The 20,630-nt window shown below is 42.1% G+C and carries 14 protein-coding genes; 5 read left to right on the plus strand and 9 right to left on the minus strand.

All coding sequences use genetic code 11. The features are described 5' to 3' along the window. Nucleotides 1-472: 472 nt before the first annotated feature. The 3 genes from HMPREF1535_RS21400 to HMPREF1535_RS21410 all read left to right on the plus strand — a co-directional run bounded on the left by HMPREF1535_RS21400 (nt 473) and on the right by HMPREF1535_RS21410 (nt 6,573). On the plus strand, nt 473-3,853 hold the full coding sequence (locus HMPREF1535_RS21400; RefSeq protein WP_046147408.1) for a SusC/RagA family TonB-linked outer membrane protein: 3,381 nt from the start codon (nt 473-475) through the stop codon (nt 3,851-3,853). A gap of 22 nt (nt 3,854-3,875) precedes the next feature. After that, complete coding sequence (locus HMPREF1535_RS21405; protein ID WP_046147409.1) at nt 3,876-5,813, plus strand: SusD/RagB family nutrient-binding outer membrane lipoprotein; 1,938 nt, start codon at nt 3,876-3,878, stop codon at nt 5,811-5,813. Nucleotides 5,814-5,901: 88 nt separating this feature from the next. Beyond that, nucleotides 5,902-6,573, plus strand: a complete 672-nt coding sequence (locus HMPREF1535_RS21410) for a hypothetical protein (RefSeq protein WP_242507809.1) — start codon at nt 5,902-5,904, stop codon at nt 6,571-6,573. A gap of 98 nt (nt 6,574-6,671) precedes the next feature. Here the strand turns inward: HMPREF1535_RS21410 and HMPREF1535_RS21415 are convergent, their stop codons facing one another. After that, nucleotides 6,672-7,325: an HU family DNA-binding protein gene (locus HMPREF1535_RS21415; protein WP_046147410.1), complete on the minus strand. Its 654-nt coding sequence runs from the start codon at nt 7,323-7,325 to the stop codon at nt 6,672-6,674. A 320-nt stretch (nt 7,326-7,645) separates the two neighbouring features. Here HMPREF1535_RS21415 and HMPREF1535_RS21420 point away from each other — a divergent pair, with 320 nt between their 5' ends. Further along, entirely contained in the window at nt 7,646-9,715 is a 2,070-nt protein-coding gene (locus HMPREF1535_RS21420; RefSeq protein ID WP_046147411.1) for a VapE domain-containing protein, read from the plus strand. A gap of 148 nt (nt 9,716-9,863) precedes the next feature. On the opposite strand, the gene HMPREF1535_RS21425 is transcribed toward HMPREF1535_RS21420, so the two are convergent. From HMPREF1535_RS21425 to HMPREF1535_RS21440, 5 genes are all read right to left on the minus strand, one after another. Beyond that, complete coding sequence (locus HMPREF1535_RS21425; RefSeq protein WP_046147412.1) at nt 9,864-10,406, minus strand: FKBP-type peptidyl-prolyl cis-trans isomerase; 543 nt, start codon at nt 10,404-10,406, stop codon at nt 9,864-9,866. A gap of 19 nt (nt 10,407-10,425) precedes the next feature. Further along, nucleotides 10,426-11,424: a M28 family metallopeptidase gene (locus HMPREF1535_RS21430; protein WP_046147413.1), complete on the minus strand. Its 999-nt coding sequence runs from the start codon at nt 11,422-11,424 to the stop codon at nt 10,426-10,428. 196 nt (nt 11,425-11,620) lie between these two features. Further along, nucleotides 11,621-11,779, minus strand: coding sequence for a hypothetical protein (locus HMPREF1535_RS26030; protein ID WP_007658304.1), 159 nt, complete (start codon nt 11,777-11,779; stop codon nt 11,621-11,623). A 189-nt stretch (nt 11,780-11,968) separates the two neighbouring features. Next, nucleotides 11,969-12,511 (minus strand): beta-class carbonic anhydrase, encoded by a 543-nt coding sequence (locus tag HMPREF1535_RS21435; protein WP_007658305.1) that lies wholly within the window; start codon nt 12,509-12,511, stop codon nt 11,969-11,971. Between the two features lie 53 nt (nt 12,512-12,564). Beyond that, nucleotides 12,565-13,341, minus strand: a complete 777-nt coding sequence (locus HMPREF1535_RS21440; RefSeq protein ID WP_007658306.1) for a Cof-type HAD-IIB family hydrolase — start codon at nt 13,339-13,341, stop codon at nt 12,565-12,567. 109 nt (nt 13,342-13,450) lie between these two features. On the opposite strand from HMPREF1535_RS21440, the gene HMPREF1535_RS21445 reads away from it, so the two are divergent. After that, on the plus strand, nt 13,451-14,485 hold the full coding sequence (locus HMPREF1535_RS21445; protein WP_010802669.1) for an aldo/keto reductase: 1,035 nt from the start codon (nt 13,451-13,453) through the stop codon (nt 14,483-14,485). Nucleotides 14,486-15,005: 520 nt separating this feature from the next. Here the strand turns inward: HMPREF1535_RS21445 and HMPREF1535_RS21450 are convergent. The 3 genes from HMPREF1535_RS21450 to HMPREF1535_RS21460 form a co-directional block, all read right to left on the minus strand. Continuing rightward, complete coding sequence (locus HMPREF1535_RS21450) at nt 15,006-15,662, minus strand: hypothetical protein (RefSeq protein WP_046147414.1); 657 nt, start codon at nt 15,660-15,662, stop codon at nt 15,006-15,008. A gap of 109 nt (nt 15,663-15,771) precedes the next feature. Further along, nucleotides 15,772-19,329 (minus strand): pyruvate:ferredoxin (flavodoxin) oxidoreductase, encoded by a 3,558-nt coding sequence (nifJ, locus tag HMPREF1535_RS21455; RefSeq protein ID WP_046147415.1) that lies wholly within the window; start codon nt 19,327-19,329, stop codon nt 15,772-15,774. A 32-nt stretch (nt 19,330-19,361) separates the two neighbouring features. Further along, nucleotides 19,362-20,540, minus strand: a complete 1,179-nt coding sequence (locus tag HMPREF1535_RS21460; protein WP_007658310.1) for an ATP-binding protein — start codon at nt 20,538-20,540, stop codon at nt 19,362-19,364. Nucleotides 20,541-20,630 lie beyond the last annotated feature (90 nt).

A 20,630-nucleotide genomic window follows, 5' to 3' on the forward strand; every position in this document is an offset into this window, starting at 1 on the left:
ATGTGTATTATGTGTTGAGTTGTTTGAATACTAGGTGAGCAACTCATATGTATAGTCTGCCTTTTAAGTAGAATTATTTATTGTTCGTTTTTGGGGTAAAATATAATATCTGTATAAATGTTAATGAAAAAACAAGGGTATGTTTTGTAAAGGAAAAATCATAAAGCTTTTTAACAAAAGAGATGAGTATTGATTGTTGAATTAACTTAATTACGATTGAATATTGTTTGCCAATGTGTTAAAAACAAAATTTTGTAATATTTTTTTGACGAAAAATAACATGGGGTAATAATTATTTTATATATTTGTCGCGGATATAAAATGTACAGAGTTCTTTTAGTACTATGAACGCTTTAAAACGCCAAATCACCAAAGCGCCAAGGAACAAAGTCTCTATACATTATATATCAATAAAGAGTTCAAAAGTGCTTTTTACGCCAAATAGCACTAGTGTATTAAAAAACCATCAATTATGTTAAAGAAATTCAGACCGGTTAGCTTAATTTTGTTTGCTGGAGTATTATGTTTTCCAAAAACATATGCTGAGACAGAAACAGTTAAGCCAGAAGTGAAATTTTCTCAGCAAAGTGGGAAAATCACAGGAACAGTTGAGGATGATTTCGGCCCCGTAGCCGGAGCATCCGTAGTTGTAAAAGGAACAACCAACGGTAATATTACCGATATGGACGGTAAATTCACGTTGGAGGGTGTAAAGAATGGAGATATCATCCAGATATCTTTTATTGGGTACGCAACTCAGGAAATCCAGTACACAGGGCAAGCCTCTTTACAAATCAAATTAACAGAGGACACACAAAAATTGAACGAAGTAGTTGTAACTGCATTAGGCATGAAACGTGCAACGAAAGCTTTGGGATATGCCGTAACTGAGATTAAAAGTGACGAATTAAACGCTAATGTCATAAACCCAGTCGCTGCTTTACAAGGTAAAGTAGCAGGTGTGGAAATCTCAGGTTCAGATGGTGGTCTCTTCGGTTCTAGTAAAATTCAAATTCGTGGTGCTTCAACACTAGGCTCCAACAACCAACCAATTTATGTTGTAGACGGTGTTATTCTTGATAATGCAGTTAAGAATGGTGATGCCGACTGGAGCGCTAGTGATACAGACTGGGGTAATGAACTAAAAAACTTGAACCCTGATGATTTTGAATCTGTTTCCGTATTAAAAGGTGCTGCTGCTACAGCACTATATGGTTCACGTGGTTTGAACGGTGCAGTCGTTATTACAACAAAGAGCGGTAAAAGTAAAAAAGGTCTTGGCATCAACTTCTCACAGACGTTTGGTATTGACCATGTATATGGAGGACCTGATTTTCAGAACGTACGAGGAGACGGTTACATGTCCGGATACAATAATTACAAATCATCCGGTAATATGCAGGACACAAACTCATTCTATTTGAATAGTAATGGAGACCGTTCCGTTGCATGGGGTGGCGGTGTATCTTATGGTCCTAAATTTGATGGTCAACCGATTGAATTCTATGACTATTCGACGGTTAATTATTCTCCGTATAAGAACAACTTTACAGATTCATACGATAATGGTTTCAATTCCAATACAAACATATCTGTTCAAGGTTCGAATGATAATTCATCATTTTATACGTCGTTATCTTATAAACATGCCGATGGTAATACGCCCAACAACTCATTCAAACGTATTTCCTTCTTAGGCAAAGCGACTCATAAGATCACAAAAGATGTAGAGATTGAAGCCGGCATCTCTTTCGCTAATTCAACACCCAAGCAGGGTGGTAATACAAACCTTGGGGAGTATTTTATTGATGGAACTTTCAGTCGTATGTATGATACCCGTTATTGGAGAACTCGCTATAAAGGTTCTCATGGAGGTTTGGCTAGTACTGATTACAATGATGAATACGGTAATGCTCCAGGTAAAAATATTTGGTGGAGTATCTATGAGAATGAGTATACCCAAAAAGAAACATCAGTACGTCCCAGCCTAAAATTAACAGCCGATTTAAACAGTTGGTTGAAGTTTACAGCTGAAGGTAATTACAATTACTACTATAAACGTAACGAATCCAAGGAATTAGGTAGTGGTTACGCGAATGAAGGCGGTTACTACAAATTGGGACAATACACCAAAGAACAAACCAATTTAAATGCAAACTTCTCTTGGAATAAAGAGGTAAGCGATTTTAATATCAGCGGTTTCATTCGTGGTGAATATTATCACAACTATCAACAAGAATTACAGTTGAACACCAACGGAGGATTGGTTATCCCTGGTCAATTCTTTATCGGGAACTCAAAGAATACCATTGGCACTTCAGGCAATATTTCCGGTGAAAAAACAATTTTATCTGTAGCTGGTCAGCTTGCTTTCAGCTGGAAAGATCAAGTATTCTTAGATGTAACTGGACGTAACGACTGGTCTTCATCTTTGGTTTATGCAGACAAGCATGGTAACTATTCATATTTTTATCCGTCTGTATCTGCTTCTTGGTTAATACATGAAACATTCCGTGATAAATTGCCGGAATGGATATCATTTGCTAAAGTGCGTGGATCATGGGCACAAGTAGGTAATGATACGGATGCTTATACTATCAACTCTGCTTACTCATTATATGGCATCGACAATACATACGGTTTGACAGTTCCGTCAACATCTTATTCCAATAATTTGAAACCAGAACGTAAAAACTCTTGGGAGTTGGGTCTTGATTGGCGTGTGCTGAACAATCGTATCGGCGTAGATTTGACTTATTATAAGGAAAATACCAAAAATCAAATCATGTCTATCAGTGTTCCTTCTGAATCAGGATTGTCTAAGCAGTTGATTAATGCGGGTAATATCCAAAACCAAGGTGTGGAAATCTCATTAAATACAACTCCGTTTGAAAATAAGGATTGGACTTGGGATTTGAATTTTACTTATACAAAAAATAATTCTAAGATTGTTGAACTACATGAAAATGTAGCCAATTATATCACATTGGTCGGTGATGCCGCTTATGGTAACTTCCGTATCGCGTCTGTTGCTGAAGTGGGAGGCGAATATGGTTTGTTGAAATCTGATGCGACTCCTTTCTACGATGAAAAGACAGGATTGCCAATTCTTGAATTAGCATCTTATAACAGTCGTCATTCTGTTTACTATTCTCGTTCTGGAGAAGTGAAAACTGTCGGTAAAATCCAACCGAACTTCTTAGGTTCTGTAAACACAAGTTTAAGATATAAGAACTGGACATTACGTGCTTCTTTCGATATGCGTTTTGGTGGTATGGTGGCAATTTATGGTTCTCACTATGGTACTGCTTATGGTTATTTGAAAAATTCTCTGAATGGAACAGATGCCGAGCATGGAGGTATTACTTATACTTCAATTTGGGATGGCTTAACTTACGATGATGGTATTATTCCGAATGCAATCATGCCAGGTGGAAAAACGATTGACACTCCGAACGGATCTTATACAATTGCAGAAGGTGGTGAATTGTATGCTGATTTGGTAAACCGTGGTATTGTTGACCCACAACATGCTTCTTCTTGGAATTATTGGAACAATTCATGGGGACGTGCAGCCGTATGGAAAAACAACGATTGGTTCCATGAGCTGAATTATATCGCTTTACGTGAAGTATCTTTAAACTATCGTATGCCAAACAGTATAGCGAATAAGATCGGCGCAGCAGGTATCAATCTGACATTGACAGGACGTAATTTGGGTTATTTATTAAACTCCCTACCGAATAACTTCAATCCGGAATCACTCCGTGGTACTCAATCCGGACAGTTCCTTATTCGTTCTGTAAGTCCGTATACAGCTAGCTATATGTTAACAATTAATGCTACATTCTAAATAATAGGAAAAATTGATATTTATGAAATCATATAAATCTCTTTTGGCAGCACTTGCCTTTACTTCCGTTATAACAACAACGACTGGGTGTCGTGAAGATTTTTCAGAAATAAATCAAGACCCTTCAGCAGTTGTAACGGCGCGAATATCCTACCTGTTTGCTGATGTCATCAACAAATTTGAACCGCAAGGATATTTGGAATATTATTATAATGCCCCGATGAAATATGCATGGGCCGGTATGGGCTTATCAACTTCCGGTGCTTCTGACAATATTTTGACATTGACTATTGATGGCGAACAAAGTCGACAATATATTAATGTACTACGTGTGATCCGTGCCATGGAACATGAAATGGAAATGTTGGATGAAGCAGGACGTACAACCAACGCCGCTTATCTGGCAGCCGCTAATGTGATGAGTATCTATCTTGGTATCTTCGCAACCGATATGTATGGCTCTATTCCTTACGTAGAAGCCTGTTCTGCGGCCTATGGAGGAACATTGATTCCGGCTTATGATGATGTCGAATCGCTCTATGATTTGTGGTTGAACGAACTGGATGCCTCTATTACAACACTGACATCCGCATCGGCAATTATGCAATCCAGTCAGGATGTTGTTTATAAAGGTGATACAAATAAATGGGCGAAATTTGCCAATTCTTTAAAATTGCGTATCGCTGTTCGCTTATTGGCTCAAAACGAAAACAAAGCTAAACAGGTTGCTTCAGCTGTAGTAAATGCATCATGTGGTTATATTGATGCATTAGACGAAGACGTGAGATTCAATAAAGGAGCTGTTGCTTTGACAGGTAGTGTAGATGATTATATTTACCACTGGAGTAACGGGTTTACAGGTTGTGCCGGAACAGAAACAGTTATCAACTTCTTGGTTGAAAACCAGGATCCGCGCGTTCGCTTTTTCTATCAGAAAAACAATTGGAACTCTAAAATTGTACAGGGGTATTATGATGCAGGTTTGAAAATTCCTGATTTCATAGAAAAGAATGTTGTTTCTGAGGTCGGAGCTGACGGTAAGAAGAAGTTTGTGAAATGGGGTGGCCTAGGTGAACCATGGGTGCGTTATTACGGTATAACCGAAGACTGGTTAGCAGGTAATGACAATACCGGTAAATACAGGTGGTATTTCCCTGCTACTTATCCCGAAGCTGACAAAGAACTGTATCTGCATAATAAAGAAGGTAACAATCCGACCAGTTATACAGCCTATTCTATATTGAACCGCATGATGATCAATGGTCGAACTTACACATCCGCTTCACAAGTAGAAGCTGCAACATTGCCTGATGATTCTTATACATTTACAACACAGAACCGTCCTTGGTATGGCATGTATCTAAGTGCTGCGGAAGTGAACCTTTATTTGGCAGAGTTTGCTATGTTGAATAATCAAGAATCACAAGCAAAGACTTATTATGACAAAGCACTTGCTTTCTCTGTTCAATCTTATAATGAATTGGCAAAAGATAACCAAGTAGCTTATTACAGCAATGTACAGGGATGTTTCGGTTATGATTCTAACGAAGGTTCTATTGATCTGAAAGACGGTGAAATTGCAACCATGATGAGCAATGATAAATACGCATTTACTGGTACTGCTGCCGAAAAATTGGAAAAGATCTACTTGCAGGAACTAATTCATTTTACGTTATATCCGAACGAAGTGTATGTTACTGCTCGTCGTTCCGGCTATCCGAGCTACAACTCGACAATTTTACCACGTAAGAGTTATGCAAATGTTCCGGCTTCTAGCATTCCGCGTCGTTTCCCAACAGGTGCTATCACAGATGATGATCTTGCCGCAGATGTGAAAAAAGCTGCTTATGCAGCACAAGGGTTAACAGTTACCTCTTCAGGTATGTATAACTCCGTTCTTGCAACAGAACGTTTGTGGCCTGATAAAAATGCTCCAGAATGGGGTAGCGGCCGTAAATAATATTTACCAATAAACATCAAAGGAAGTGTGTCAAAACGATTTTGTTTCCATATCTGACACACTTCCTTTTTATTTTTAATATCTCAATATGAAAACACATATACTCTTGATTTGTTTATGTTTGGGTTCAATATTACCACTTTCGGCACAACAATTTAAACGGATTTTCCTATTTGATGATTTTATGAAGGCACAAATAGCGTTCCGCAATAAAGCGATCTCATTTGTTACTCTTAATTATGACGCATCAAATAAAATAATGCTTTTTCAACAAGAAGAGGATATGATGGAAATAACTAATACGGCCTTGATTGACACGATAACAGTTGGCAGACGTAAATTAGTCCCTGCCACAAAAGGGTTTCACGAAGTTGTACACTTGGATAACGGAATAGTTTATATAGATTGGTTATTGAAAGATGTAAATATCGGTTCAAAAGGAGCTTTAGGATCTGTAACCCAAGGAAGCGTTCATAATCTACAAATGAGCGATTTGGGATTGAACGGAACGGAAATGTACACACCCTATGCTTCACAGAAAATAGGTAGTACGGATGTCTATCGACGGAAAAACGACAATACATATTATATAAAAATAGATAATAAATCGGTAAAGATAAAATCAATTAAACAATTGATAAAACTTTATCCTAACCATAAAGATAAAATCGAGGCTTATATCAAACAAGAAGATATTCAGATGAAAGATGTATCGAAAGTGCTTATGTTGTTAAACTATTGTTTAGGATTACAACCTTGATTTCTTTTTCCATAAAAACAGCTTCACACATCACCAATGCACTATGCCGCATTGATTAACAAAGAGGAACCGGTTGACGCCGCTTATTCGAAACGGCGTCACCTACATACCTTCCCAATATTCGAATCCACCACCAGGCTATCCGGCAATTCCGCCGGTTCCGGACGCTTCACATAAATGCACATTCTTCGCGTCCCGTCTTCCACCAGTATGCCATCGGCCACAAATTGTTTGAGCTCTTTGCGTGCCAGATATTGGGTACAACCGTTCAACCCCTGATAAGCCAGGGTTGTAATATATGCATGTCGCTCCAGATACCGCAACAACCGGCTTTCTTTTTCTTCCTGTGAAAAATCAGTTACTTTTGGCTCCTTATAACGTTCCACCGACATTGTTTTCAGTTCATGCTTCAGTCTGGCACAACAACGGAAATTCACATTCTTGAAATGAACGGATTCACTACGCAACTCCTTCTTGTCTTCTACCGGACGCGATTTCAACGATACACTGAAATAGCCGATTCCGTCGAGATAAACATTATATCCATCGCGTAGTTTCTCTTTCAGCATGTCGGAGAGCAGACGGACCGCCCCTTTCAGGTCGCCATCAGTATAAGTGGAACGCGAAGACGCTTCCTCTATTAAACGATCGGTACTCACTGTATCCCGGGGAACTATGCGGGGATGCAATACGACTTTCTTACCTGAACCCTTTTTAGGCGGATTCTGCTCCATCTTGTAAATTGCTGTCATACCAGTGTGTTTTTATCATCCGGCCTATAGACTTTTATGACTAAAGACTGGACTTAGTAAGTATTTGACCCAGGTCAACCATATATTCGCCCCAGGTCGAACTTCAATTTGACCTAGGTCAACTATAAGGTTCACCCAGGTCGAAAGGTTAAGAATATACGACTAAAGATATAAAATATAAGTGGATAAACAATTATTATCTTCTTTATTTTCAATAGATGAAATAGTTGTAGCCTTCCTGATAATGATCGGTCTTTACATGCTGTAAACCGGCATTCAGGTACTTACCTTTGGAAAAAATCAATTAAAAAAGAAGACAAATGAAAGCAACTTTATTCAGTGCAAATCAGAAAGCACAAAAGACAATCGAGATGGAAAAACTGATCGGACTGATCCGTGACGGTTACAAGGAAAAGCAAGTGGCAGCCCTGCGCGAAGAATTGCGCTACACCATTCCCGGGGTTTCGGTAAAAGAGGCGAACCGGTTACCGGTCGTCTACTTCTGTTCTACCGTAAAAAAACAGGATGGAACGTTTGTCAGAAACCAATATAACGGATTGGTCTTGCTCAAAATAAACAATCTCGCCAACCGCAACGAGGCAAAAAATGTCCGCCGGCAAGCAGCCGGATCATTACAGACGATGGCAGCTTTTATCGGATCAAGCGGAAAGAGCGTAAAAATTATCATTCCTTTCACATTGCCGGATCATACTGTCCCACAGAACGATACGCTTATTCGTTTTTTTCATGCCCGGGCCTATGACAGGGCTGCAGCCTATTACCGAGAAGAGTTGCAACAACAGATCACTGTTGAAGAAAATGAATTGGATGCAGCCTGCCGACTTTCATTCGATCCGGATATTTACTACAATCCGGACGCCCTGCCTGTCCGGATCGAACAACCTTGGGAGATGCCGGAAAAGCTACCGGTTTCTGCACCGTCACCAGCCGTGACAGACCCGCTACAACGCCTCGTTCCCGGTTATGAACGAAGCCGGATCGTTTCGTTACTTTTCGAAAATTCATTACGGCAAGCTATGGATGCGACCGGTTATCGAAAAGAGGATGAAGATATCAAGCCTTTCCTTACTTGCCTTGCCGAGAACTGCTTCCGCAGTGGTATCCCGGAAGAAGAGGTGGTCAAATGGTTGCCGGTACATACCCATTTCCGGATTTTTGAAGCGGAGATACGGACAACCGTACACAATGTCTACCGCCTGTCCTCCGGTTTCGGTCGAAAACCGTGTATCCGGCCGGAGCAGGTACTCGCTTTTCAAGCCGACGAATTTATGAAACGCCGGTATGAATTCAGATATAATAATATGAAGGGAGATGCGGAATACCGCGAACGCAAATCGTACTATTTCAATTTCTTTCCTGTTAACGAACAGGTCCTCAACAGTATCAGTCTGAATGCGCAGGAAGAAGGTATTCCGCTATGGGACAGGGACGTGAAACGTTATATCTATTCCAACCGTGTGATGCATTATTCGCCTATCGAGGAATATATGCTGGAGTTGCCAGACTGGGACGGGATAGACCATATCCGCCGGCTGGCCGATACATTGCCCTGCAACAATCCGGAATGGAGAAACCAGTTCTACCGCTGGTTCCTGAGCATGGTGGCCCATTGGAACGGGCTGGACCGGATGCATGCCAACAGTGTCTCCCCTCTTTTGATCGGCAGGCAAGGATGTGGCAAGTCCACTTGGTGCCGGAATCTGCTTCCGCCCGAATTACTGGAATATTACACCGACAGTATCGATTTCAGCAATAAACGTGATGCAGAATTGTTACTGAACCGTTTTGCCTTGATCAATATTGATGAGTTCGATTCGGTATCGCCTTCCCATCAGGCATTCCTGAAACATATCCTCCAGAAACCGGTCATTAATGCCCGCCAGCCTTATAAACGCAGTATCCAGCCGCTGAAAAGGTATGCATCTTTCGTTGCGACCTCCAACAATGCCGATTTGTTGAACGACCCGACAGGAAGCCGGCGTTTCATCTGCATCGAACTGACCGGTAACATCAACCATGCTATCGGGTTAAACCATAAGCAATTGTATGCCCAAGCTGCCGCCGCACTACGTAACAACGAACGCTATTGGTTCACCTCCGAAGAAGAAACTGCGATCATCCGGAACAACCACCAGTTCCAACAGATTCCGGTTGAAGAGCAACTTTTCTTCCAATATTTCCGCTTGCCAGAGACAGGAGAACAAGGCGAACTGCTCCCTGCCGCCGAAATATTGAGACGGATCGAACAACGGAGCAAGATAAAATCCGGTATCCGCAACATGGCTCTGTTCGGACGACTGCTGCTAAAGAATAATGTAATCAAAAAACATACAAAAACAGGCAATTACTACCATGTAATCGAAATCTGATAAAACAACGAGGTGACGCCATCCTCCTATCATGACGTCACCCCCCAAACACCTATGGTACAACTTATTAAAATGCCTCTCCGAAATATGACGCCGGATGTACTAAAATCTAGGTGATATTCGTCGCAAACGCCGCCCAAACAAGAAATTACTTAAACTCTTTCACTGTAATAGTAAATTGCAACGTCGAGCACAAAGGAATATACGGATAAGGATAACTCTGATCTCCATAACCTAACTGGTATGGGATAATTGCTTCCAGCCTCTCCCCTTTATGAGTTTGCAGCAAAAGAGCAGAAAGTCCTTTGATCAGATCGGGACTATCCAAATCCAAGGTAGTTTCCACCGGATTCCCTTTGCTATCCCCAACAATCTGATCTTTAGAAACAGGCAATATGCCTAACATCGAAACTTTCACATCTGATTTTATCGTCGGAACAGAGTCAACCTCGCCGATTTCCAATATGCGATACAACAAAGTATCATCCTCCACAACTAACTGTTGATACAACAATTGACCATCATCTTCCACTATCGCCTTCTTTTCCTGGAAATATGCCTGGTTCTGAGCGATCCACAGTTTCTCTGCTTCCGTATAAGCAGGTATCGTCTTTCCCACATCATCACTACAGGCTACCAAACCGATAATCATCATCACAGCCCAACACAGAGCTACATACATCGACTTCATTTTCTATTTCTATTTATGATTAATATTTCTTCTCATTCGCCAGATTCCACATATTCAGGAAAGAGGCTTTCGTGATATCGACTACCTTATTCCAATTCAGCTTTTCCGTATGGTCGCCCGGCATATGGTAGTCCGGATGACCGTTGGTGTGATACCAGATAATGGGAATACCACGTTTGGCAAAAGAGCCGTTGTCACTCCCTCCTACCGGCTTGTCCCAGGGGTGATAAACAGGTTTCAGGTTCAGGTCATATTTCTTGATATCATTCTTCAGCCAGTCACCGAAAGCCTTGTTTGCTTCCGTATAGAAATAATCGACCTGCTCGGGAACCGCTTCGTTCGAATTGCGGCCGATCATATCATAATTCAAATATCCCTTTATATCTTTCAGGAACGGACAGTTCTGCACAAAATATTCAGAACCCAGCAATCCTTTTTCTTCACCGTCCCAGAAAGCAAAAATAACCGTACGTTGCGGTTGCTCACCGGAAGCCAGAAATGCTTTTGCAACCTGAAGGACAGCCGATACGCCCGAAGCATTATCATCTGCCCCGTTATAGATCTGATCACCGTCCAGCATCGGATCGAAACCCAGGTGGTCGTAGTGTGCTCCGATGATAACATATTCATTCGGATTCTTCCCTTCTATCTTTCCCAGGATATTGCGCATGGATAACTTCTGATGTACGCCTTGCTTCAGTTGGGCGATCGAATCAGGATGCACCTGGAAACGTCCCCTCTTCTGGCGTTCCTTATTATAAGCCTCGAAAGGTTGGTAATAAGACTCATTCAAGGGAGCGATGCCCATTGTCTTCAGGTTGGAGACGATATACTCGGCAGCAATCCGTCCTCCCTGGAAACCGGCTTCACGCCCTTCCAGTTCGTCACTGGCCAAGAAACCGATATAGGCTTCCGCGTTTTCCTTATTGATAGTGTTCAGTCCTTTTTCTACAGGCGACTGTGCCCAAAGGGTGGTAGATAGCATGACGGATGCTACAAATAAACCTGTTCTTTTCATTGTATGATTGTGTTTTATAGATTTGTTCCGCGCACAAAGATAGAAGATAAATTGAAGAATTGTAAGGGATAGAAAATAAAAAAAGGCTAATCTTCGCTGTTCTGTCAGCGTCGAATGCCCATCTCTCGATCTCTCACCAGTCTTATAAAAGACCCTGGTGAAGAGAATACATCAAAATAATATACTTTCTTTTTGTTTAATTTTTTGCGTTAGCGCCCATTTCTTCCAACAGGCGACGGATTTCAGCATTTACTCGCTGACTCATTGTACCATTTCTCATTGACTGATAACGATCAGCCTGATAACGCAACATCGCTAAAGTACGAAGATTTTCTTCATTTCTACTTGTCATCATAATCTTTACTTTTTTATGTCTTCCACGCTTGGAAGACTCGTTAATAATTAACCTAAACCTTAATCTTTTCTTTTTGTTTACAGTGCAAAGATAAGCACTTTTTCCAAAACTATGCTATAAAACATATAAATTATTTCTATCTTTACATTTATTTAATCTATAGAAATAGATTTTCAGAAGATACCCCCCCTACTCCACTTCGGTCAATTCACCTGTAACTGAATTAATTACAAAGCCTCTAACCGTAATATCGGTAGGAATCAACGGGTGGTTGCGAACTTGTTCGACTGTATCTTTTACTGAGCATTCTGTCGAGTCAAACCCACGAAGCCAGTATTTAAAATCGATTCCGCAGTAACGGATCATATCGATTCGCTCAGCGGGAATACCCCGTTTCTTCATTGCTTCGATCATCTCGTCGCTGTCCATATGCTGGGCACCGCAATCAGAATGACCAATGATCATGATCTCGACCACTCCCAGTTCATAAATAGCGACCATCAGACTGCGTATCACACTGCCGAACGGATGTGAAATGATTGCACCGGCATTCTTTATGATTTTCACGTCGCCATTCTTTATGCCCAATGCGGCAGGAAGCAATTCTATCAGACGAGTATCCATACAGGATACGATGGCAATCTTTTTATCGGGATACTTATTCGTTATAAACTTTTCATATCCTTTCTTATCTACAAATCCCCGGTTGTATTCAAGTAATTCGTCTATCATGAGTCTGTCTTTCTTTTAATAATAATACTAGCTATATAAATAACAACACTGGTTCAAATAATGTTGTGGAATTTCAAGGCTTTGAATATCCCGTCCTCATCGACGGAATCGGTTACATAATCCGCATATTGTTTTACGTCGTCGTCAGCATTCCCCATAGCAACCCCGATCCCGGCATGCTGAAGCATGGCTATATCATTACCGCCATCACCGAAAGCCATACATTCTTTTAATGGTATCTTAAAGTATTCCAGCATTTTATCAATACCGATCCGCTTGCTGCTCCCGGCAGGTACCACATCGGTAAACAACGGATTCCAGCGAGTGGATTCGCAATGGGATAAGATAGACATGATCTTTTTCTCCTGTTCGGCAGTAAAAAATGAGACTAACTGGTAGACCGTCTTTCCCTTCATTTCACTCAGAGGACGGATAGGCGGCTCCGGAAAATTCAGCATATTAAAGATTTCTTCCACCGTTTCATCCTTATAATTCATAAAGATTTCTTTTTCCTGGACAAAAGCACAGGGGAAAGACTCTTCAGTTTCCAAATAGCGGATCAATGCATCGATATCCCTGTCGGGAATGCTGTGTTTATAGATCACTTTGTCTTCTCCGGCAAAACAATATCCACCGTTCAGTGTAACATATCCGTCAAATTTTAAATCTCCCAGATTGTTGATGGAACTGTAATGACGACCTGTTGCTATAAAAACTTTAATACCTTTCTTCCGTAAGATATCCAATGCGTCAATGGTAGAGCGGGGTACTTCATGTGTCTTAAAACTGACCAACGTCCCGTCTATATCGAAGAAAATTGCCTTAACCATACTTTTTCTAATAACCTAAATTTGATACAAAGATAAGAATAAATAAACACATGCGGATTTTTATATACCTTTGTAAGTAAGATCTTAATAACAATTTAATAGGTAAGCTATGGAATACAGACAATTAGGAGGATCGGGACTTTATGTACCCGTGCTTTGTTTAGGGACTGCTACTTTTGGAGGTACAAACGGTTTCGAAGGATGGGGACATACCCAAGTGGACGAAGCCAGACGCATGATAAACCTTTGTCTCGATGCGGGTGTAAACCTGTTCGACACCGCTGACGCATATTCAGACGGACTTTCTGAAACGATATTGGGGAAAGCTGTTGAAGGACTGAGAAATAAACTGTTGATATCGACCAAAGCCACATTCAACCTGAATCCGGAAGGACGCAACGCTATGGGTTCTTCCCGCTTCCACCTCATCGAGGCCTGCGAAGCCAGCCTGAAACGGCTGAATACCGATCATATTGATATTTATCATATGCATGGATTTGACGCCAATACGCCGGTAGAAGAAACGCTTCGTGCTCTGGATGATCTGATCACTGCCGGAAAAATACGGTATATCGCTTGCTCTAATTTCTCCGGATGGCATCTGATGAAGGCTTTGTCTGTCTCCGAACGCTATGGCTGGAGTCGTTATGTGGCACAGCAGGTTCATTATTCTTTGCTCAACAGGGAGTTTGAATGGGAATTAATGCCGCTCGGAATCGATCAGAAGGTAGGTTCCATCATCTGGAGTCCTCTTTCAGCAGGACGTCTGGGCGGAAGATACCGGCGCAACAATCCGATACCGGCCGACGGACGTGTGGCTCGCGGCGGAAGTCCTATCCCCGATGAAGCTACTTCCTACGAACGTTTATATAATATAATGGATGTATTGGATGAAATAGCAGAAGAGACAGGACATTCGGTAGCACAATGTGCGCTGAATTGGTTACTGCAACGCCCAACTGTTTCCAGCCTGATAATCGGGGCCAGCACAGAAGAACAATTAAAACAGAATCTGGAGGCTGTCGGCTGGAACCTGACACCGGAACAGGTAAAAAGACTGGATAATGCCAGCCAGGTCACCCCTATTTATCCATATTGGCACCAGGCACAATTCCCGTTTTTGAATGCACAGATTCAATTTTAGAAATAATTGAACCTACTTTTCCCTTGATGGAAAAGTAGGCAAAAGATCAAGGCTGCACCTGCCTCGCTACTGCGCATCCTCCGTTCGCTGTCGTCTGTGAACTCGCTGCGCTCAAACAGCACAGCCTCTGGACGCTCTCTGCGGATGCTTCGCTTAACGCTCATCAGCTGAGGCCTTTCATAGAACGCTTTGCGTTCTCCTGGGATGGCCGATACCGACTGTTGAAAAAGAAAGGATCTGTTATTATTATATAGGTGTCGGTATCGGCCATCCTAAGAGGAAGCATAGCTTCCTGGGAAAGGCCTAAGCGGGTGAACGTCCGCGGAGATGAAAGACGGAACGGTTAAGAAAATCCGTTGTTTGAGCGGAGCGAGTTTCGGATTTTCGAGTGGAGTCTTTCACCGGAGCAGTGAAGCCGGTTGAGCCTTGATCTTTTGGTTACTTTTCTATCAAGAGAAAAGTAACATTCAAATCTGATAAAAACTGAACCAATTCCCTCTATATTATTATTGTAATATTCTTACATTGTCTTATTATCCTCATCGTCATATTCATCATCAAATTCGTCATCATCGAATTCGTCGTCGAATTCATCATCATCAAACACATCACAATCTTCCAATATCTCAAGACCGAAATCGCCGCCTGTGGATTCTTCCAGTATAGGGATATATTTACTTGCCTCAAGAGAAGTTTCGGCAACCAGGTGAGGGCGGCCACCTCTCCCATATTTATATTCAATCAAAGGAATCTCTTCCGTATCCTCTTCCAGTATATATTGCGTCAAGGCAAAACTCTTATCCGGTTTGATCCCGAACTCTTCGGCAAACGCTATAGCCCCATAAATAAAATTATGAGCTTCATTATAACTGATTTTAATACCGCAATCAGTTGCCGTTCTTTCAACAAAATCGTCATACTCATCCGGTGGTACATTAAACCTATATACAGAATGTTTCACTCCCAGACACAACGTATCTACGACGTAAACTCCGAATGTATAATTTCCACCGGCATGACGACGAACTACGATCACTTCCGCTACAGCCCCTCTTTCATCTTTCCAGTCATCGGAAACATAACACACCTCTATCGGTAAATTCCTAGCTTTCAAACGAATATACTTTTCAGGAGAGAGTAACTGAAACTGATTCTGCTTGTTTTTATTTTTCGCCATTTGCTTGTTTGTTTAGTTTCGCTAAAGGTACGATTTATTTGGCTTATACAAAAAAACGGAACCCTCTTTCGAAGATTCCGTTTTACTATTTAGATGATCAAATAATCAATTATTCTTCAACACCCCACTGCTGTTTAGCCAAACGCTTGTAGTTGTTAAGTCTCCACTTAGCGTTGTCTTCGGCAGCCTGGAACAATTGAGCGGCTTCGGCCGGGAATTGTTTTGTCAGAGATGCGAAACGTACTTCACCCTTCAGGAAGTCCTGGAATTTACTCCAATCCGGTTCTTTGCTATCCAAAGAGAACGGATTCTTGCCTTCTTCTTCCAAAGCCGGGTTGTAACGCCACAAATGCCAGTAACCACATGCTACTGCATCAGCTTCTTCCTGCTGGCTCTTACCCATACCCTTCTTCAAACCGTGGTTGATACAAGGAGCATAAGCAATGATCAATGAAGGACCATCATAAGCTTCAGCTTCGCGGATCGCTTTCAATGTCTGAGCCTGGTCGGCACCCATTGCGATCTGAGCAACATAAACATAACCGTAAGTTGTAGCCATCAGACCCAGGTCTTTCTTGCGGATTCTCTTACCGGAAGCAGCAAACTTAGCGATTGCACCTACCGGAGTAGCTTTAGAAGACTGGCCTCCCGTATTTGAATAAACTTCAGTATCCAATACCAGGATGTTAACGTTCTTACCTGAAGCAATTACATGGTCAAGACCACCGTAACCGATATCGTAAGAAGCACCGTCACCACCGATAATCCACTGTGAACGTTTTACCAGGAAGTGAGAAAGCTCCTTGATCTGTGCGCTAAGTGGACAGCCGTGAGTGATACCTTCTTCAGCAATAGCCAATACCTGAGGAGCCAGTTCTTTTGTCTTATCGGCATCATTCTGATTTTCAACCCAAGCCTTCAGAACTTCCTTAGCTTCAGCAGGAGCATTGTCGGCAGCGATAATTTCGTTCATCGCATTTGTCAGGCGTGCACGCATCTTTTCGTTAGCCAATTCCATACCCAGACCGAATTCGCAGAAGTCTTCGAACAATGAGTTAGCCCAAGCCGGACCCTGACCCTTATCATTTGTTGTATAAGGAGTAGAAGGTACTGAACCTGAATAGATAGAAGAACAACCTGTTGCGTTAGCTACCATTTCACGGTCACCGAACAGCTGAGTTACCAACTTCACGTACGGAGTTTCACCACAACCGGAGCAAGCACCGGAGAACTCAAACAACGGAGTTGCAAACTGAGAGTTCTTCACGTTAGCCTTGATGTCAACCAAATGTTGTTTTGTTGTCACCTTTTCAGCACAGAAATCCCAGTTCGGAGCTTCATCCAATTGAGTTTCCAAAGCAGCCATCTTAAGCGCTTTACCACCCTTCTTCGGATTACCCGGACAAACATCGGCACAGTTACCACAACCCAGACAGTCAAGAACGTCTACCTGAATACGGAACTGCATTCCTTCGAATTGTTTACCTGTTGCTTTCAATGAGTTATTGAACGGAGCTGCAGCCTGTTCAGCAGCATCCAACACGAACGGACGGATAGAAGCGTGAGGACAAACATATGCACACTTGTTACACTGGATACAGTTATCCGATTCCCAAACAGGAACGAAAGCGGCTACACCACGTTTTTCATATTTAGCTGTTCCCTGATGCCATGTACCGTCTTCGATACCTTCGAATGCAGAAACTTTCAGCAAGTCACCATCCTGAGCATTGATAGGACGAACTACTTCGTTGATGAAAGCAGGATCGTTGTTTGCTACAACTTCATCGTCCGGCAGGTTAGCCCAGTCCGGATCAACTGTCAGTTGAGTATATTCGCCACCACGATCGACAGCAGCATAGTTCTTGTTAACTACATCTTCACCCTTCTTTCCGTAAGACTTCACGATGAATTTCTTCATCTGTTCGATAGCCAGATCAACAGGAATTACACCTGTGATACGGAAGAATGCGGACTGAAGAATTGTGTTGGTACGGTTACCCAAACCAATTTCCAAAGCAATCTGTGTTGCATTGATATAGTAAACAGTAATATTTTTCTGAGCGAAATAACGTTTTACCTTGTTCGGCAGGTGTTTAGCCAACTCTTCGCCATTCCATACAGTGTTCAGCAGGAATGTACCGTTTTCACGCAAACCGCGAGTAACATCGTACATACGCAGATAAGCCTGAACGTGACAAGCAACGAAGTTCGGAGTATTTACCAAATAAGTAGAACGAATCGGATGATCACCGAAACGCAGGTGAGAACAAGTGAAACCACCGGACTTCTTAGAGTCGTAAGAGAAGTATGCCTGGCAATATTTGTCTGTATTGTCACCAATAATCTTTACAGAGTTCTTGTTAGCACCCACCGTACCATCAGCACCTAATCCGTAGAACTTAGCTTCGAACATACCTTCGCCGCCCAAAGCGATTTCTTCTTTCTGAGGAAGAGAAGTGAATGTAACATCGTCTACGATACCCAGTGTGAACTGATTCTTCGGCATCGGCAATGCCAGATTTTCGTAAACGGCAAGAATCTGTGCCGGAGTAGTATCTTTAGAACCCAGACCATAACGGCCACCCACGATAACCGGAGCGTCAGCCTGTCCGTAGAAACAGTCTTTTACATCCAGATACAAAGGTTCGCCAGTTGCACCCGGTTCTTTTGTTCTGTCAAGAACTGCGATACGTTTTGCAGTCTTAGGAACAGCTGCCAGGAAGTGCTTAGCAGAGAACGGACGATACAAATGAACAGAAACCAAACCTACTTTTTCACCCTGAGCTGTCAGGTGGTCGATAGCTTCACGGGCAGCTTCGGTTACAGAACCCATTGCGATAATCACGCGTTCTGCATCTTCTGCTCCGTAGTAATCGAACAAACCATATTTACGGCCTGTGAGTTTGGAGATTTCATTCATATATTCTTCTACGATAGCAGGAACTGCTTCATAGTATTTGTTTGAAGATTCTCTGTGCTGGAAGAAGTGATCCGGGTTTTCAGCCATACCGCGAGCTTCCGGTTTTTCCGGATTCAAAGCACGTGCACGGAATTCAGCCAACGCCTTCTGGTCGATCAGCGGAGCCAGGTCATCATTTTCCAGAGCTTCGATCTTCTGGATTTCGTGAGATGTACGGAAACCGTCGAAGAAGTTCACGAAAGGAACGCGAGACTTGATAGTTGCCAGGTGAGCTACACCCGCCAAGTCCATAACTTCCTGAACAGAACCTTCTGCCAACATTGCGAAACCAGTCTGACGAGCAGACATAACATCCTGATGATCGCCGAAGATACACAAGGCATGAGATGCCAGTGTACGGGCAGATACATGGAATACGCAAGGAAGCAACTCACCGGCAATCTTGTACATGTTAGGGATCATCAGCAACAATCCCTGAGAAGCCGTGTAAGTTGAAGTCAGGGCACCAGCCTGCAAAGAACCGTGAACTGCACCCGCAGCACCACCTTCTGATTGCATTTCCTGTACCAAAACCGTTTCGCCGAAAATATTCTTACGTCCGGCGGCAGCCCATTCGTCTACATATTCTGCCATTGTAGACGACGGAGTGATGGGGTAGATAGCGGCTACTTCACTGAACATATATGAAATATGAGCAGCAGCCTGGTTACCATCACAGGTCAAAAATTTCTTCTGTTTTGTCATAGACTTTTACTATTAGTATTTAAAAGAATTTCTTAGTATAAAAAGCCAAACAGCCAAAGCGGGATCATATTCTCTTCTCCTACTTCGACCTTGTCTACAGCATAGTATAAATCAGGATTGTTTTTTACTTTCATATTTTCCTCTATCCTGAAATTATACTTTCCGTTTACCAAAAAGTGTGCGTTCTTCATTCCCTCATTTAGCGTATTGTCTTTCAAAAGCTGGTTATAGAAAAAAGATTCGCGCACAGCCTGCACATTTACCTCCATCGGACGGATGGGGTACATCAGATTCGAATTGTACATATACACGGTAGATGGTTTTTTCGGAAACGATTCGCCTACCGGATATAACATATTCATTAAACGGGCATCGGTCAGATATTTTATATAATTCATCACTGTAGCCCGTGACGTTTCTATTTCTTTGCTCAACTGACTGACATTCGGCGTACACGGTGCGCTGATAGCCAGCAGATACAACAGTTTGCGGAGTTTGGGCAGATAACTTTGCTCGATTTGCTTGATGTACAAGACATCTACCTCCAGCATCATATTCATTGTCTTCAACAGGTTTTCTGAGAAATTGCGTTTCTCCAGGAAGAACGGATAAAAACCATGATGCAAATAATCCTGAAAATAAGCCATCGGTTTGGCTACCGAACAAATATTCTTCGCAATCTCCTGATGGTTCCCGATTATTTCTTCAAACGTATAAGCCGGAAAACTGTTTCCCGACATCAGATTCAAAAACTCGCGGAAAGAAAAACCACGCAGATTATATGAAACAACTTTACCTGATAGATCCGGATTTTCCTCTTTCAGCCTCATCACAGACGAACCGGAAAAGATAATCTTCAGATCTTCAAAATTATCATAACAATAACGTAACTCTTTCGACCATCCGGAATATTTGAAAACCTGGTCAATCAACAACACCTTCCCTCCTTTTGCCCTGAACTCAGAAGCAAAGTCGACCAGCGTACGTTCCGTAAAATAAAAGTGATTCAGATTTATATACAGGCACTCTTTATTATCAGCACCAAAATGTTCGCGGGCATAATCCAGCAAAAAAGTAGTTTTCCCTACTCCACGAGAGCCTTTGATCCCGATCAACCGGTCATTCCAATCAATCTCATCCATCAGCCCCCGGCGTACCGGTGCATGCAAATGTTCTACAAGGTATTTATGTGTTTTAAAGAATGCTTCCACCTGACTGTCTTACTATATAGACCGCAAAGATAGAAAATATCCTCAACTTTGCAACACCGAGATAGCAATTTTATTTTCAGTTGGCAATCC

The organism is Parabacteroides goldsteinii DSM 19448 = WAL 12034, from assembly GCF_000969835.1.
Taxonomy (GTDB): domain Bacteria; phylum Bacteroidota; class Bacteroidia; order Bacteroidales; family Tannerellaceae; genus Parabacteroides; species Parabacteroides goldsteinii.